This is a genomic window from Ensifer sp. GW823-FHT05D09 (assembly GCF_058795755.1).
The window spans coordinates 340,217-354,485 of record NZ_JBXAIA010000002.1; the positions used below are offsets into that span (position 1 = coordinate 340,217).

A 14,269-nucleotide genomic window follows, 5' to 3' on the forward strand; every position below is an offset into this window, starting at 1 on the left:
TTCGATTTCCTGGAATGAAACATCGTGATCTGGCGAGGCGCGAGGCGGCAACATTGTCCACCGCCGGGCGATTCGTGTCAAAGCGATGGCCTCAGGCGCTGCAATGTGCAATAGCGGCTGCCATCGGCAAACTCAATGGATGACCTCACGTGACGAAGCAGGATGTTGACAACGCGACCGCGGCGATGCGCGATATTTTCCCGGCCACGCCGCTGCAATTGAACGAACATCTGAGCGGCCGCTACGGCGCCAATATCTACCTTAAACGCGAGGACCTTTCGCCGGTTCGTTCCTACAAGATCAGGGGCGCTTTCAATTTCTTCCGCAAGGTTCTTGGCGCGGGTGCCGCAGGCAAGACCTTCGTTTGTGCCTCGGCCGGCAACCACGCCCAGGGCTTTGCCTTCGTCTGCAGGCACTTCGGTGTTCCCGGTGTCGTATTCATGCCGGTGACCACGCCGCAGCAGAAGATCGACAAGACCCGCATGTTCGGCGGCGAGTTCATCACGATTCGTCTCGTCGGCGACATTTTCGACCAATGCTACAAGGCAGCCCGCGACCATGTCGAAACGATCGACGGCGTCATGGTGCCGCCGTTCGACCACCTCGACATCATCGAGGGACAGGCAACCGTTGCCGCTGAAATTGCCGAACAACTGCCCGAAGGCGTCAGGCCGGATCTTGTCGTGCTTCCCGTGGGCGGCGGCGGTCTGTCGGCCGGTGTCACCGGCTATCTGAAGGATGAGGTCGCCGCCGACCATTTCGTCTTCTGCGAACCGTCCGGTGCACCGAGCCTCAGGCAGAGTCTTGAAACCGGCAGTCTCGTCACGCTCGACCAGGTCGATAACTTTGTCGATGGCGCGGCGGTCGGGCGGATCGGCGATCTGAATTTCGCAGCGTTGCGGCGCTTCTCAGCCGACCAGGTCATGCTTCTGCCGGAAAACGCAATCTGCATGACGATCATCGACATGTTGAATGTCGAAGGCGTCGTGCTCGAGCCCGCAGGCGCGCTGTCGATCACGGCGCTGGAGGCAATCGGGCGCGACAAGCTTGAAGGCAAGACGGTGGTTGCGGTCGTGTCCGGTGGAAATTTCGACTTCGAGCGGCTGCCCGACGTCAAGGAACGGGCTATGCGGCACGCAGGCCTCAAGAAGTATTTCATCCTGCGCATGGCGCAGCGTCCGGGCGCCTTGCGCGACTTCCTCAACCTTCTCGGAGATGAGGACGATATCTCTCGCTTCGAGTATCTGAAGAAGTCGGCCCGCAACTTCGGTTCGATCCTCATCGGCATCGAGACCAGGCATGCGGAGAATTTCCCGATCCTGAAGTCGCGGTTCGACGCCGCGGGCCTGCGTTATCAGGACATCACCGAGAACGAGATCCTGTCCAACCTGATCATCTGACGGTTGCCGAGCTGGAAGGCAAAGCCGGAGTGCCAACTCGACACTTTGGCTTTGACAGCTTTCGCCGTCGCGTCTAAGTCTTGCTCATGGCATCATTTTTCTCAAAACTGTTCGGCCGCTCCGGCTCTACCGAAAACGAAGCTCAAGGCGCGTCGGGAAAAACCGAAGCCTATGCGGAGTGCACGATCCGTGCGACGCCGATGCGCGAAGGTTCGCAGTTCCGCCTGGCAGGCAGCATCGAGAAGACTGTCGGCGAAGACGGCGTGCGCGTACGCAGCTTCATCCGCGCTGACCTGTTCACCTCCGAGCAGGATGCGATCGACGCGACGTTCCGCAAAGGGCGCCAGATCATCGACCAGACCGGACCGTCGCTTTTCGCCGACGACGCCTCTTCGCGACAGGTCTGATTCCAAGCTGCCGCCCGTTGGCCTCGCTTCCTGAGAATTGAAGACAATACAGTCTGTTGTCGCTGATAGATCATGTTTATCGTCAGCGTGACGGGCTCATTGGCGCCGGATGGCCGTTCGCCGCTCCGGCTCGCGTGTTGACGCGTTCCGCCAACAGCGAAATGCCGATTTCGCGCTGGTGAGAATGTGCCCCCGTCTTGCGGGGGGCACGATGGTTCAGAGCTTGATGCGGAAACGGGCAAACCCGTCGGCCGCCTCGCCGGCATCCTCGATTGTCACGCCCTTGACCTCCGACAGGAACTGCCGTGCCTTCGGACCACTGTCGAAGGTGACGCTGGTATTGGCGAGCGGGACGAAGGTCCAGTTGGCATCGGCCGCCGGATTGATGGTTCCCTGGTCGATGATGTAGCGCACCACGACGTCGCGGTTGGTGTCCGGCGCCACGAACACCACCTTGTCGGCAGCGATGTCTGGGAAATGACCGCCGCCACCCGCGCGATAGTTGTTTGTCGCAACGACAAATTTCTGCGCTGGGTCAATTGGTTGTTCGTTGAAGCTCAGGTTCTTGATGCGATTGGCTGACGGGTTGATCGCATTGCCGTCCTTGTCGAATTTCGGCGGCTCGGAAAGGTCGATCTGATAGGTGACGCCGTCGATGACATCGAAGTTATAGGATGGGAAGTCGCCGTTGATCAGGGCGACATCGGAGGCCCCGGCCTTGACCTGGTTGAAGATGCCTGCGGACATTTCCAGCCAGTTGCGCACCTGCTCGCCGGTGATGACGACGGCCTGGACCGTGTTGGGGTAAAGATAGAGGTCGGCCACGTTCTTGATGGCGATGTCACCCGCCGGAACGTCGGTGTAGTAGTCGGCACCGCCGCGGCCACCGGCCTTGAACGGCGCTGCGGCCGAAAGCACGGGCAGGTCCTTATGCTCCGTGTCCTTCAGCATGTCCTTGATGTACCAGGTCTGCGCCTGACTGACGACCTGGACCGACGGGTCGTCGGCGACCAGGGCGAAGTAGGAATAGAGCGGCCCTGAACTTTTGCCGACCGGTGTGCGGACATAGGCAAGCGTCGCCTCGTGCTCCTTTTGCGCCGCCGCCAGCACCTCAGGCTTGTCGGCGACCTCGGCGATCACTTTCTTGTCTTCGCGCCGATAGATCGGGCGCGCTTCGCTGGTGGAACTGACGACGCGCCAGGCGCCGCCTTCGCGCTCGATGAGCAGATCGATCAGCCCGAGATGCGAACCCCAGAATCCGCCCATGACGCCGGGCTTGCCCGAGATCAACCCCTTGGCATTGTCGACGCCGGCAATCGTGTCGAACTTCGGACCGGGGAAGTCGAGATGGCTATGGCCGGTCACGATCGCGTCGATGCCCGCGACCGCAGCCAGCGGGACGGAGGCGTTTTCGAGATTTTCGGCGTAGTCCTGCTGGCCGATGCCGGAGTGGGAAAGCGCGATGACGATATCGGCACCTTCCTCGCGCATCTGCGGAACCCAGGCTTGCGCCGCCTTGACGATATCGCGGGCATTGGCCTTGCCCTCGAGATGCTTGGCATCCCAGCTCATGATCTGCGGCGGCACGAAACCGATGAGCCCGACCCGGATCGCATGTTCAGTGCCTGCGCCGTCCTTCACCTTGCGGTCGAGAATGACATAGGGTTTGAGGAACAGTTCATCCTGGCGGGCATCGGCTGCGAGTGCGCCCTTCGTCAGGTTGGCGCACACGAGCGGGAAGTTGGCGCCGTTCAGCACCTTGAACATGAAGTCGAGGCCATAATTGAATTCGTGGTTGCCGAGCGTGCCGCAGTCATAGCCGAGCACGTTCATCGCCGCGATAACAGGGTGAATGTCTCCATCCTTCATGCCGCGCTGATAGGCGATATAGTCGCCCATCGGATTTCCCTGCAGGAAGTCACCGTTATCGACGAGGATAGAGTTGGTTGCTTCGGCCCGGATGGCGTCAACGATGGAAGCCGTGCGTGCAAGCCCCAGCGTGTCGTTCGGCTTATCGCCGTAGTAGTCGTAGGGGAAGACGTGAACGTGGAGGTCCGTCGTTTCCATGATGCGCAGGTGCGCCTGGTTGGCCGCTGCGCGCGCCGAGAAGGGATGAAGCATCACGAGGGCCGAGGAGGCCACGACGCCCGACAGAAGCGAGCGGCGCGAGAGGTGGAACGGGGATGTCGTCGATTGCATGCTTGCCCTCCATTGATTGGATGTCATTGCAGTTCGGTTGATTGCAATCCGCGGTTTCGTAATTTGAAGGCGAACCACGGTGGGTTGGTCGCGACTATGCCGCAAAGGCAACACTTCGCAAAGCAGTTGATTCTCGCATGCCAATTCCGTGCCGCCGGCCGCCAAGGTAAAGTTTTCTTTAAGCTTTCCGCCTAACGGTTCGCGTGGCGAAACCGGAAATTTTCCTCACGAGCATGCCCAACGCCAATCTCATTCTTTTCGTCGGCGAAGCACTGGTCTACGTCACGGCGATGATCTGGCTGTTGCAGCTTCGTGCCCGGCTGGGTCTCGGAGTCTTCGTCGCTGCACTGGGTGTGATGCATTTCATCGAGACCTATCTGGCAGCGGTCTTTTACGTGCAGTTGCCCTTCGGGATTGTCTCGCCGGGATCGGTCGTGCTTTTCTCCGGAAAGCTGATGATCATCCTGCTGCTGTATGTGAAGGAGGATGCGGCGACCGTCCGGCAACCGATCTACGGCCTGCTTGCCGGCAATTTCCTCACGGTTGCCCTCAGCCTTCTGCTGCGCCAGCACGAAACGGTTTCGATCGTTTCCGGCCGCTCGGCTGACATCGGTTTCATCGACGAAATGGGCGTGCTGATGGTGTGGGGGACGCTGATCCTGTACCTCGACACCCTGCTGATTATCCTGCTCTACGAGCGTCTCGGCAAATGGTTGCGCCGCTTCGTAACCGTCCGCTTCCTGATCTGCGGCCTTGTGATCCTCAGTTTCGATCAACTGGCATTCTTTGCTGCCCTGCGCTGGCTGAACGATGCGCCCACCGAGGTGCTTTGGGGCGGATGGGTCGCCAAGATGCTGGCTGCCACTTTCTACGCCATCGCAATTGGCCTTTACCTCAATGTGTCGCGCCATCCTTTCCTGGCAATGTCGGACCGGCCGCTCGGCGACATCTTCAACGATCTGACCTTCCGCGAGCGCTACGAAGACCTGCTCTCCCGGTCTGGCCAGGACACGCTGACGGGATGTCTCGATCGCAGCCGTTTCGATATCGAAGGACCGCAGATGCTGCGCGCCGCTGTGGCCTCAAAGGCTCCGGTCAGCCTATTGATCATCGACGTCGATCACTTCAAAGGCGTCAACGACCGCTTCGGCCACCAGGAAGGCGACCGCATCCTGCAGAAACTGGTGGAGGTGATGAAGGCGAACCTGCGCGAGGGCGACCGGCTGTTTCGCTACGGCGGCGAGGAGTTCGTCGTCTTGTGTCCGGGATTGTCGCATGCCGACGCGTTGAAGCATGCCGAGACTATCCGGCTGGCAATATCGTCCGGTGTGTTCACTTCTGACAATGCGCCTGTAACCGCCAGCATCGGCTTGTCCTCAACTCCAGACGATGGCGCAGCTATCGCGCACCTTTTGTCCGAGGCCGATCTCCGGCTCTATGCGGCGAAGGGACGTGGCCGCCATTGTGTCGTCGGCCGCTAGCACAATCTTCGTCGGCTATATGCCGACATTCGGCCGGTCGATGACTTCCCGCAGCGAGAAGCTGGAGTTGATCTTGACCACATGGGGCAGGGCGGAGAGCCAGTCCCGGTGGATGCGCTCGTAGTCCTGCAGATCCTTGGCCGCGACCCGGAGAATATAGTCGTATTCACCCGACATCAGGTAACAGACGAGCACATTGGGACAGAGCTTAACCGCCGCCTCGAACTCGGTCAGCGTCTTGGCAAATTGTCCTGATAGCGAAATGTGCACGATGACCATGATCTGGTAGTCGAGCGCCTTGTGAGCGAGGCGGGCATGATAGCCGCTGATGGTGCCGGATTTTTCCAGGATATCGACCCGGCGCGAGCATGCCGATGGCGACAACCCGACCTTGGCGGCGAGATCGGCGTTCGAAATCCGGCCGTTCTGCTGAAGAATGCGCAGAATCGCATGATCGATGGCATCAAGTTCACTCATTCGCGTTTTCCATCACTATCCTACGAGCAAACGCAATCTTCTTCGAAATTGATGCCTTCGCGGAGGCATCTTTGCAAGGACATTCGTTCCGCTGCGTGTTTTGCTGAGTGGGCGTCAATGAGGCGAAATTGCCCACAACAGGAGAGGAACGCTCGATGCGTGTCGGTTGCCCGAAGGAAATCAAAAACCATGAATACCGAGTCGGCCTGACCCCCGGGTCGGTACGTGAATATGTCGCTCACGGCCACGAGGTTATCGTTGAAACCAAGGCAGGAGCGGGGATCGGCGCGGATGACGATACCTACCGCGCAGCTGGCGCGAAGATCGTCGCGACGGCAAAGGACGTGTTTGAAAAATCGGACATGATCGTCAAGGTCAAGGAGCCGCAGCCAACCGAATGGGCGCAGCTGCGCGACGGCCAAATTCTCTATACCTACCTGCACCTCGCTCCGGATCCGGAACAGACCAAGGGTCTGATCAATTCCGGCGTCACCGCGATCGCCTATGAAACCGTCACGGACGAGCGTGGTGGTCTGCCGCTTCTGGCGCCGATGTCGGAAGTCGCCGGGCGCCTCGCCATTCAGGCCGGTGCGACATCGCTACAAAAAGCCAATGGCGGCCGCGGCATTCTGCTGGGCGGCGTGCCCGGCGTGCTTCCTGCCAAGGTCGCGATCATCGGCGGCGGCGTCGTTGGCCTGCACGCAGCCAGAATGGCGGCAGGGCTTGGCGCCGATGTCAGCATTCTCGATCGCTCCATCCCGCGCCTGCGGCAGCTGGACGATATCTTTGGCGGCCGCGTTCATACGCGTTTTTCCACGATCGATGCGCTTGAAGACGAAGTGTTCTCCGCCGATCTGGTCATCGGTGCCGTCCTCATTCCGGGCGCTGCCGCACCGAAACTCGTGACGCGTGAAATGCTCACCGGCATGAAGAAGGGCGCGGTCATCGTCGATGTCGCGATCGACCAGGGCGGCTGCTTCGAGACATCGCACGCAACCACCCATTCCGATCCGACCTACGAGGTCGAAGGGATCGTGCATTACTGCGTGGCCAACATGCCCGGCGCTGTCCCGGTCACATCGGCGCATGCGCTCAACAATGCAACGCTGTATTACGGCCTGCAATTGGCAGATCGCGGCCTGAAGGCCATTGCAGAAGATCGCCACCTGCGTGCGGGCCTCAACATCCACCGTGGGCGGGTGACCAACGCGCCCGTTGCCGAGGCGCTCGGCTACGACGCCTACGCGCCGGAAGCGGTGCTCAACGTCGCCTGATAGCCTTCACGGCGTCGGTCCGGCTTCGGTCGGACCGACGCTTCAGGTGCTTTCGATCCTGCACTGATAACAATTGTTCCTCGCCGATCGCACGTGTACGCTCGCGACCTCAGGCATGGCGAGCAGCGTGTGTGCGCGGGATTCGAGCTGCTCAGTGGGAACCACTCCGCCAGTGCCATAGATGATACGTTCGTTGCTGCCATAGCCGCGCAGCAGATAGTCCTTACTCGTTGTCAGGATAGGCGGTTGTGCCCGGTCGTGATAGGCGGGGCATTCGTCGGCATGCATGAAAACCGGACCGGTTTCTGCGTAGGGTTGCAACGACGTGAAAGGCCGCAGCGCAAAGATCAGATAGGCGTCGCCCGCCTCCACGTTGCGAAGGCAATGCCGACAAGGAACATCATCGCCATCGGATATCTGCCGTTCCGGCAGGTTGCCATAGGCATCCGTTCCGCCTTGTCTTAGGCTTTCGGCCTGATCGGTCGGCATTGAAATATAGCGCAGGGACATGGTGCATCTCCAGATCGATTGGGATCATTCGATGCACAGAGTGCTCCGACCGAGGCGGCGGCGACACCCGAAACTTGCGGTTGGATGGACGTCAAAGGTTCTTGGCGAAGGCCAGCAACTCTTCATCCGTCAGTGGCTCAATGGTCGCTTCGCGGGTCGCGACAGGCGAGAAGCCGAATTGCTGATAGAGCTGGAGCGCGCGCGGGTGATCGAGATTGTTCGTCGTCACCGTCACTTTGCTCGGATTCAAGGTCCAGGCGGCAAACAGCGTCTGCAGCAGAAACCATTTGCCGAGGCCAAGACCAAGTGCGTGCTCCATCAGCCCGAAATGGGTAAGCTCGACGACGTCGTCCTCGGCCTGGTGAAGCTCGAAGAAGCCGGCAGGCGCGCCGTTGACATAGAGCACGGTGACGCTCGTGCGTTTGTCGGCAAGCAGTGCCGCCAGCTTGTCGTCGCTCATGCGGATGCGGTCGGCCCAGTGCCAGCGTTTGCCGACGCGCAGGTAGAGGAACCGATAGTAATTGAGCGGGATGTCCGACACGCGAAGGATCGCCGTCTGGATGTTGACCGGCATCGGCAAGCTCTGCTTGGGCGGTGCGGACATCTCCAGTTCGGTGACATGGGCGGTCAATGAAGCGAGTTTCGGAGGGCGCATGATATCACTCGCTGCCGGTCACGACTGTTGTATCCGCACGTCCGCCCCATTCCGACCAGGAGCCGTCGTAGAGGGTGTTGTCGGTATGACCAAGGGATTGTAACGCCAGCGTGATGATCGCCGCGGTGACACCCGAACCGCAGGTCGTCACCACGGGCCTGGAAAGGTCGACGCCCGCCTCGGCAAATGTCTTGCGCAGTGTGTCGAGATCCTTGAACTTGCCGTTCTCGGAAAACGTGGTGGACGGCAGGCTGCGGGCGCCCGGCATGTGCCCCGAGCGCATTCCCGCGCGCGGCTCGGCCTCGACGCCAAGGAAGCGTCCGGCGCCTCTCGCATCGGCAATCTGGATCGTGCCGGACTTGACGATGTCCTGCATGCGTTCGAATGAGGTGACTGCCGAAGGGGTGAAGGTGACGTTGAACGTAACGGGTCTAGGCGAGGGAACTTCTGTCGTGACCGGGCGCCCGTCCTTCTTCCAGCCGTCCATGCCACCATCGAGCACGTAGACGTCCTTTGCACCCATGATGCGCAGCATCCACCACACGCGCGGCGCGGTCATGATGCCGGGGCCGTCATAGACGACGATCGTATCGGTCTCGCTGACACCAAGGGCACCCACCGCCTTGGCGAAGGCTTCCGGCGTCGGCAGCGTGTGGGGCAGGCCGCTTGTATGATCGGCGATCGCATCCTGGTCGAAGAATACGGCACCGGGGATATGGCCCGCGTCGTATTCCGCTTTCGGGTTTCTGTTCTGCGCCGGCAGATACCAGGCGGCATCAAGGATGCGGACGGAGGGGGCCTCGAGGCGCTGTTGCAGCCAGTCCGGAGAAACGACGAAGGCGCTTTTGATGTTGGTCATGGTCGTATCTCCTGTTCAGATTGCCTGGCGGTCGTCTGGTGTGCCGAATCGGATGCGAAAGCGGCGGTTTTCCTTGCCCTTCTTCTCGATCTTGGCGATGTGGATTGTGCCAACTTCCTGGGTTTCGGACACATGCGTTCCGCCGCAGGGCTGGCTGTCGACCGCCGAATTTGCGCCGATGCAGACAAGACTGACGCGGCCGAGGCCGATGGGCGGGCGCACGTTCTTCGATTTGACGATACCGGGGTTGGAAGCAAGCTCCTCGTCGGTGATCCACTGCAGATAGACCGGATGGTTCTCGTCTATGAGCTTCTTCAGCGCCGCCGTCACCTCGTCCTTGTCGATTGTTTCGCTCATGTCGAAATCGACGCGGCTCTCATCTTCGCCGACCGCAGCGCCGGTGATCGGGAAGGGGCAGACGACGGAAAGCAGATGGCAGGCCGTGTGCATGCGCATCAGCCGGTAACGGCGTGGCCAGTCGATATGCAGGACGAGCTTTTCGCCGACAACAGGCGCCGGCTGCCCTTCCGCCGGCATGTGGATGATGACGTCCTTGGTGGCGCCATGGCGGGCGACCGCAATGTCGATGCGGCTGCCGTCGCTGCGCTCCAGAAAACCGCTATCGCCCGGCTGCCCGCCCGATGTGGCGTAAAAGCAGGTCTGATCAAGCTCGATCCCGCCATCCTCCAGAATTCCGGTGACACTTGCTTCGCAAGTCGAGAGATAGAAATCTTCGCGGAAGAGGGCAGTCACGGTCTTGGTCATCGCAAATCTTATCCGACTGATTCGTATGGAACGGTGATGCTTGAAGATCCCTTCAACCAGGCCGGGACAGGCAGGCCCTTCGAGGCCAGGAAGTCCGGGTTGAAGAGTTTCGATTGATAGCGGTTACCATAGTCGCAAAGGATCGTCACGATCGTATGTCCCGGACCGAGCTCCTTGGCGAGCCGGACGGCACCGGCAATGTTGATGCCGGTCGATCCCCCGACGCAGATGCCCTCGCGTTCAATGAGGTCGAAGACCAGAGGCACGGCTTCGGAATCGGGGATCTGATAGGAGAAATCGGGCGTAAAGCCTTCGAGATTGGCGGTAATGCGGCCCTGGCCGATACCTTCGGTGATGGAGCTTCCGCTCGCCTTCAACTCGCCATGTGCGTAGTAATTGTAGAGCGCGGCACCATCCGGATCGGCAAGGCCGATCTTGATGGCGGGGTTTTTCGCCCGCAGCCCCTGCGCCACGCCGGCAAGCGTGCCGCCGGAACCGACCGCGCAGATGAAGCCGTCGACCTTGCCGTCCGTATCCCGCCAGATTTCGGGTGCAGTCGTCGCGATGTGCGCGTCACGGTTGGCGACATTGTCGAACTGGTTGGCCCAGATCGCGCCGTTCGGCTCGGTCTTGGCGAGCTCGGCGGCGAGGCGCCCGGAGATCTTCACGTAATTGTTCGGGTTCTTGTAGGGCACTGCCGGCACTTCGACGAGTTCGGCACCAAGAAGGCGCAGGGCATCCTTCTTCTCCTGGCTCTGGGTTTCCGGAATGACGATGACGGTCCGGTAGCCAAGCGCCTGGGCGACGAGCGCCAGGCCGATGCCGGTATTGCCAGCTGTGCCTTCGACGATGACGCCGCCCGGCTTCAATTGCCCTGCCTTCTCCGCCTCACGGATGATCCAGAGTGCAGCGCGATCCTTCACCGACTGTCCCGGGTTGAGAAACTCCGCCTTGCCGAGGATGGTGCAGCCGGTCGCCTCGGAAACGGTCTTCAGCCGGATCAGGGGCGTGTTGCCGATTGCTTCAAGGACGGACGGAAGAATGGCCATTTGCAGAACCTCGTGCTTGAGAACGGCCGCCGAAGCGGGCCGCGTTACCGAAGAAAAACGCCGAGTGGCCGGCGAACATTGAGAACGACGCCGGATCGCCGAAATATTGGCGTGTTTTCGGCTCAGCCTGCTTCCCAGGCAAGAAATAGCGTTTCACCGCTGCCCTGTCCCGAACAAAAAACGTCTTCAAGGGGAAAGCTTAGGGTTGAGGCAGCTCTGGGTGCGCGCCGGATATCGGAGGGGGTTGGTCTGGGCCGGGGTGTCAGGTTTCTCGGCCCCTTGAGTTGAGCGTGCACCGGATGGGTGCGTGCCGAGGTATGGGCAATGAGTATGCACAAGATGAATTCCGAGCATGGGTTGGCCTGGGTAACGGGCGCGAGTTCGGGAATAGGCCGGGCGCTGGCTCTGCGTCTGGTTCGCGGCGGCTATTCGGTGGTCGTCACGTCAAGAAATCACGCCAAACTGGTTGCCTTGCAACAGGAGGCTGCTCCTGACGGTCGCATCATCGTTCTCGACGGCGATGTCACCGACCCGCAGGACATGGAGCGTGTGCTCGCATCGATCGAATACGACCACGGCGATCTGTCGCTGGCTGTATTTACTGCGGATGTGACGCTGCCCGTGCGAGGTGACGACCTGCATCGTGAGGCATTCGAGCGTAGCTTCGCGGTCAACGTCAACGGTGTCGTCAACTGTCTGTTGCCGGCCGTGGCCCACATGAAGGCGAGGGGGCATGGCCAAATCGCCATCATGTCGGGAGCGGCCGGTTACGGCGGCCTGCCGGGCAACGCCGCCTATGGTGCGACGAAGGCGGCTCTCATCAACATGGCGGAGAGCCTGAAGTTGGACCTGGACCGGATCGGTATTCGCCTGCAAGTCATCAGCCTGGGGCTTGTCGAGGCGAGCGGATCGACCCGTCCTTGGCTTGCAGCCTCCGACTTGGCCAGCGCTGACGAGGCCGCCGAGCATATCGTTGCAGGCTTGAAGTCGACACATTTCGAAATCAACGTGTCGAAACGCGCGAACGCCGTGGCAAGACTGTCACGATGGCTGCCCTACAGTGCATACTTCGCGCTGGTCGACCGGTTGACTCGCCAAGGTTCGGCGCCGGCGGTGGCGACAACGAAACACGCCAGTACCGAGAATCAGCCGCATCAGGCCGTGTGAAGCACCAGCACTGCGCCGAAGATGAGCGCGAGGCCGACCCAGCCGATCGGCTTGAGCTTCTGGCCGAAAAGCAGGCGACCGCAAATGGCTGTGCCGAAAATCCCGGTTGCGCCGAGAACGGCATAGGCAATCGCAAGCTCCATGCCCTTGACGGCTTCCGCAAGGAAGGCAAAGGCGGCAAGCACGAGAACGATGGAAAGTGCTCCCCAGCCTCGGCGCGCAAAGCCATCGGATTTGGTCGAGGCCAGATTGGCGGCGATGTCGAGAATGCCCGCGATGACGGCAAAGATGAAGTAGATGCTAGGCGCGCTCATCGAGGGCTCCTTCGGTGGCCGGTACTTCCTCTTCTCGGTGTTCGCCGGCGTTGACGAGCAGGATGCCGGCGACCGCCATCGAAAGGCCAAGCATTTCCCGGCCGGTCAGAACGTGGCCGAATACGAACACCGAAACGAGCGTGATGATCGCGACACCTGATCCCTCCCAGATGGCATAGGCGACACCGACGGAGATGGTCTTCACGGCCTTCGCCAGGAAGACGTAGGAAAGCGCGATGGAGACGTACATCACCACGTGGCCGACGTAGGAGCCACTGGCCGATGCGGCCTTCATCGCCGTCAGGCCCGCCACTTCGGTTGCGATGGCGAGCGCCAGGAAAAACCATGCAAGACGCATGAGGAACCTTCAAGAAGAGATCTGGATCGGTTGCCTCATAGGCGTTGTCGCGCGAACGGTAAAGCCTGCAGGTGGACCGGTTTACTCGAAGACGATCTGCCGGACATCGATGTTTCGCGCGCGGAAGCCCGCTTCGCAGTAGTAGAAGTAGAATTCCCACAGCCGCTTGAAGCGCAGATCGAAGCCCAGCGGCTCGATCTTGCCCCAGACAGACCAGAAGCGTTGCCGCCATTCACTGAGCGTGCGGGCATAGTCGCTACCGAACCCGAAATCGTTGATCATGCGCAGGCCGACATTGCGCCCGAGGTCGACCAGATGGTCGCGTGTCGGTAGCATCCCCCCTGGGAACACGTATTTCTGAATGAAGTCCGGATTGGATCGGTATTCCTCATAGGCTTCGGGCTTGATCGTGATGATCTGGAGTCCCGCTTTGCCGCCAGGTTTCAGGCACCGCTTCAGTTGAGAAAAATAGGTCGACCAGAATTTTTCGCCGACGGCCTCGAACATCTCGATCGACACGATCCGGTCATATCGTCCGGTTTCCTCCCGATAGTCCTGGAACTTCAGCTCGACCCGATCGGCAATTCCGGCCTTGTGCATGCGCTCGCGGGCAAAGGCGAGCTGTTCGCGGCTGATGGTCAGGCCGGTGACCTTGCAGCCGATCTCGGTTGCGGCAAATTCTGCAAAACCGCCCCAGCCGCACCCGATCTCGAGCACGTGGTCGCCCGGGCGCAGATTTGTGGCTTCGGCCAAGGCTCGGTACTTGGCGGCCTGAGCGGCCTGCAGATCGTTTGCGCCACCGGCGTAAAGCGCCGAAGAATAGGTCATGCTCGGGTCGAGCCATTCACGGTAGAAGGCGTTGCCGAGGTCGTAATGGGCGGAGATGTTGCGCTCGGCACCCGTCTTGGTGTTGGCATTGCGCCAATGGAGGAACTTTTCGACCAGCCGCATCAGGCCGCGCGCGCGATTCGGGAAGCGGTTGCCGATATCGGCATTGACAAGGAATAGCTCGAGAAAGGCGCCGACATCTGGGCTGTCCCAGTCACCGTCGATATAGCTTTCCGCAGCGCCGATCGTGCCGCCGGTAATGGCCCGGTGCGGGAGGTTCCAATTGTGCAGGGTCACAGTGGCGCATGGCCCCGGCACCTTTCCCTTGACCACCAGTCGGCGGCCATTGGGCAGAGCGAGTGCCAGTGCGCCCGCCTCAAGGTGAACGAGGCCGCGAAGGACCATCTGGGCCTTGAGCGGAAAGTCCTTCAGCACCCGTGAGAGATTGTCATTCGAAAGCAGCTCGGCGTTGTCGAAATCGGCAAAGCAGGCTTCAGTATCATGCATAAACCACCCTCCGGCAATC

Annotated in this window: 15 protein-coding genes; 5 read left to right on the forward strand and 10 right to left on the reverse strand. The window is 60.7% G+C overall.

Going from position 1 to position 14,269, the window contains the following annotated elements:
* The first annotated feature begins 149 nt into the window (after nucleotides 1-149).
* A complete protein-coding gene (gene ilvA, locus AC1Q80_RS07375; protein ID WP_173419949.1) occupies nucleotides 150-1,400 on the forward strand; it encodes a threonine ammonia-lyase in 1,251 nt (416 codons plus the stop codon).
* Nucleotides 1,401-1,486: 86 nt separating this feature from the next.
* Complete coding sequence (locus AC1Q80_RS07380; RefSeq protein ID WP_173419950.1) at nucleotides 1,487-1,807, forward strand: HlyU family transcriptional regulator; 321 nt, start codon at nucleotides 1,487-1,489, stop codon at nucleotides 1,805-1,807.
* Nucleotides 1,808-2,023: 216 nt separating this feature from the next.
* Here AC1Q80_RS07380 and AC1Q80_RS07385 read toward each other — a convergent pair whose 3' ends face one another.
* Entirely contained in the window at nucleotides 2,024-4,006 is a 1,983-nt protein-coding gene (locus AC1Q80_RS07385; protein WP_492360024.1) for a bifunctional 2',3'-cyclic-nucleotide 2'-phosphodiesterase/3'-nucleotidase, read from the reverse strand.
* Nucleotides 4,007-4,239: 233 nt separating this feature from the next.
* On the opposite strand from AC1Q80_RS07385, the gene AC1Q80_RS07390 reads away from it, so the two are divergent.
* On the forward strand, nucleotides 4,240-5,487 hold the full coding sequence (locus AC1Q80_RS07390) for a GGDEF domain-containing protein (protein ID WP_492360025.1): 1,248 nt from the start codon (nucleotides 4,240-4,242) through the stop codon (nucleotides 5,485-5,487).
* 15 nt (nucleotides 5,488-5,502) lie between these two features.
* On the opposite strand, the gene AC1Q80_RS07395 is transcribed toward AC1Q80_RS07390, so the two are convergent.
* Nucleotides 5,503-5,964: an Lrp/AsnC family transcriptional regulator gene (locus AC1Q80_RS07395; protein ID WP_077503517.1), complete on the reverse strand. Its 462-nt coding sequence runs from the start codon at nucleotides 5,962-5,964 to the stop codon at nucleotides 5,503-5,505.
* A 155-nt stretch (nucleotides 5,965-6,119) separates the two neighbouring features.
* Here AC1Q80_RS07395 and ald point away from each other — a divergent pair, with 155 nt between their 5' ends.
* Nucleotides 6,120-7,238, forward strand: coding sequence for an alanine dehydrogenase (ald, locus tag AC1Q80_RS07400; RefSeq protein WP_492360362.1), 1,119 nt, complete (start codon nucleotides 6,120-6,122; stop codon nucleotides 7,236-7,238).
* A 42-nt stretch (nucleotides 7,239-7,280) separates the two neighbouring features.
* On the opposite strand, the gene AC1Q80_RS07405 is transcribed toward ald, so the two are convergent.
* The 5 genes from AC1Q80_RS07405 to AC1Q80_RS07425 form a co-directional block, all read right to left on the reverse strand.
* Nucleotides 7,281-7,748: a DUF1203 domain-containing protein gene (locus AC1Q80_RS07405; protein ID WP_492360026.1), complete on the reverse strand. Its 468-nt coding sequence runs from the start codon at nucleotides 7,746-7,748 to the stop codon at nucleotides 7,281-7,283.
* Nucleotides 7,749-7,839: 91 nt separating this feature from the next.
* Nucleotides 7,840-8,403 (reverse strand): GNAT family N-acetyltransferase, encoded by a 564-nt coding sequence (locus tag AC1Q80_RS07410; RefSeq protein WP_173419955.1) that lies wholly within the window; start codon nucleotides 8,401-8,403, stop codon nucleotides 7,840-7,842.
* 4 nt (nucleotides 8,404-8,407) lie between these two features.
* A complete protein-coding gene (sseA, locus tag AC1Q80_RS07415; protein WP_492360027.1) occupies nucleotides 8,408-9,262 on the reverse strand; it encodes a 3-mercaptopyruvate sulfurtransferase in 855 nt (284 codons plus the stop codon).
* Nucleotides 9,263-9,277: 15 nt separating this feature from the next.
* Nucleotides 9,278-10,027 carry an alanyl-tRNA editing protein gene (locus AC1Q80_RS07420; protein WP_173419957.1) on the reverse strand — a complete coding sequence of 250 codons (750 nt, stop codon included), beginning with the start codon at nucleotides 10,025-10,027 and terminating at the stop codon, nucleotides 9,278-9,280.
* 8 nt (nucleotides 10,028-10,035) lie between these two features.
* Nucleotides 10,036-11,076 (reverse strand): cysteine synthase A, encoded by a 1,041-nt coding sequence (locus AC1Q80_RS07425; protein ID WP_492360028.1) that lies wholly within the window; start codon nucleotides 11,074-11,076, stop codon nucleotides 10,036-10,038.
* Between the two features lie 324 nt (nucleotides 11,077-11,400).
* Here AC1Q80_RS07425 and AC1Q80_RS07430 point away from each other — a divergent pair, with 324 nt between their 5' ends.
* The gene (locus AC1Q80_RS07430) at nucleotides 11,401-12,243 is read left to right on the forward strand and encodes an SDR family NAD(P)-dependent oxidoreductase (RefSeq protein WP_173421014.1); all 843 of its coding nucleotides are present in this window, start codon (nucleotides 11,401-11,403) and stop codon (nucleotides 12,241-12,243) included.
* Here AC1Q80_RS07430 and AC1Q80_RS07435 read toward each other — a convergent pair.
* From AC1Q80_RS07435 to AC1Q80_RS07445, 3 genes are all read right to left on the reverse strand, one after another.
* On the reverse strand, nucleotides 12,231-12,557 hold the full coding sequence (locus AC1Q80_RS07435; RefSeq protein WP_173419959.1) for an SMR family transporter: 327 nt from the start codon (nucleotides 12,555-12,557) through the stop codon (nucleotides 12,231-12,233). The two genes, AC1Q80_RS07430 and AC1Q80_RS07435, sit on opposite strands and share 13 nt — an antisense overlap.
* Entirely contained in the window at nucleotides 12,544-12,915 is a 372-nt protein-coding gene (locus AC1Q80_RS07440) for an SMR family transporter (RefSeq protein ID WP_173419960.1), read from the reverse strand. The genes AC1Q80_RS07435 and AC1Q80_RS07440 overlap by 14 nt, the downstream gene beginning before the upstream one ends.
* 81 nt (nucleotides 12,916-12,996) lie before the next feature.
* Nucleotides 12,997-14,250 (reverse strand): SAM-dependent methyltransferase, encoded by a 1,254-nt coding sequence (locus AC1Q80_RS07445; RefSeq protein WP_173419961.1) that lies wholly within the window; start codon nucleotides 14,248-14,250, stop codon nucleotides 12,997-12,999.
* Between the last annotated feature and the right edge of the window lie 19 nt (nucleotides 14,251-14,269).

Excerpts from the sequence above, each read along its gene's own strand:
- AC1Q80_RS07385 (WP_492360024.1), bottom strand. The coding sequence starts at position 4,006 with ATGCAATCGACGACATCCCCGTTCCACCTCTCGCGCCGCTCGCTTCTG.
- sseA (WP_492360027.1), bottom strand. The coding sequence starts at position 9,262 with ATGACCAACATCAAAAGCGCCTTCGTCGTTTCTCCGGACTGGCTGCAA.
- AC1Q80_RS07380 (WP_173419950.1), top strand. The coding sequence starts at position 1,487 with ATGGCATCATTTTTCTCAAAACTGTTCGGCCGCTCCGGCTCTACCGAA.
- AC1Q80_RS07395 (WP_077503517.1), bottom strand. The coding sequence starts at position 5,964 with ATGAGTGAACTTGATGCCATCGATCATGCGATTCTGCGCATTCTTCAG.
- AC1Q80_RS07425 (WP_492360028.1), bottom strand. The coding sequence starts at position 11,076 with ATGGCCATTCTTCCGTCCGTCCTTGAAGCAATCGGCAACACGCCCCTG.
- AC1Q80_RS07410 (WP_173419955.1), bottom strand. The coding sequence starts at position 8,403 with ATGCGCCCTCCGAAACTCGCTTCATTGACCGCCCATGTCACCGAACTG.
- AC1Q80_RS07420 (WP_173419957.1), bottom strand. The coding sequence starts at position 10,027 with ATGACCAAGACCGTGACTGCCCTCTTCCGCGAAGATTTCTATCTCTCG.
- AC1Q80_RS07445 (WP_173419961.1), bottom strand. The coding sequence starts at position 14,250 with ATGCATGATACTGAAGCCTGCTTTGCCGATTTCGACAACGCCGAGCTG.
- AC1Q80_RS07405 (WP_492360026.1), bottom strand. The coding sequence starts at position 7,748 with ATGTCCCTGCGCTATATTTCAATGCCGACCGATCAGGCCGAAAGCCTA.
- AC1Q80_RS07390 (WP_492360025.1), top strand. The coding sequence starts at position 4,240 with ATGCCCAACGCCAATCTCATTCTTTTCGTCGGCGAAGCACTGGTCTAC.
- AC1Q80_RS07440 (WP_173419960.1), bottom strand. The coding sequence starts at position 12,915 with ATGCGTCTTGCATGGTTTTTCCTGGCGCTCGCCATCGCAACCGAAGTG.
- AC1Q80_RS07435 (WP_173419959.1), bottom strand. The coding sequence starts at position 12,557 with ATGAGCGCGCCTAGCATCTACTTCATCTTTGCCGTCATCGCGGGCATT.
- ald (WP_492360362.1), top strand. The coding sequence starts at position 6,120 with ATGCGTGTCGGTTGCCCGAAGGAAATCAAAAACCATGAATACCGAGTC.
- AC1Q80_RS07430 (WP_173421014.1), top strand. The coding sequence starts at position 11,401 with ATGAGTATGCACAAGATGAATTCCGAGCATGGGTTGGCCTGGGTAACG.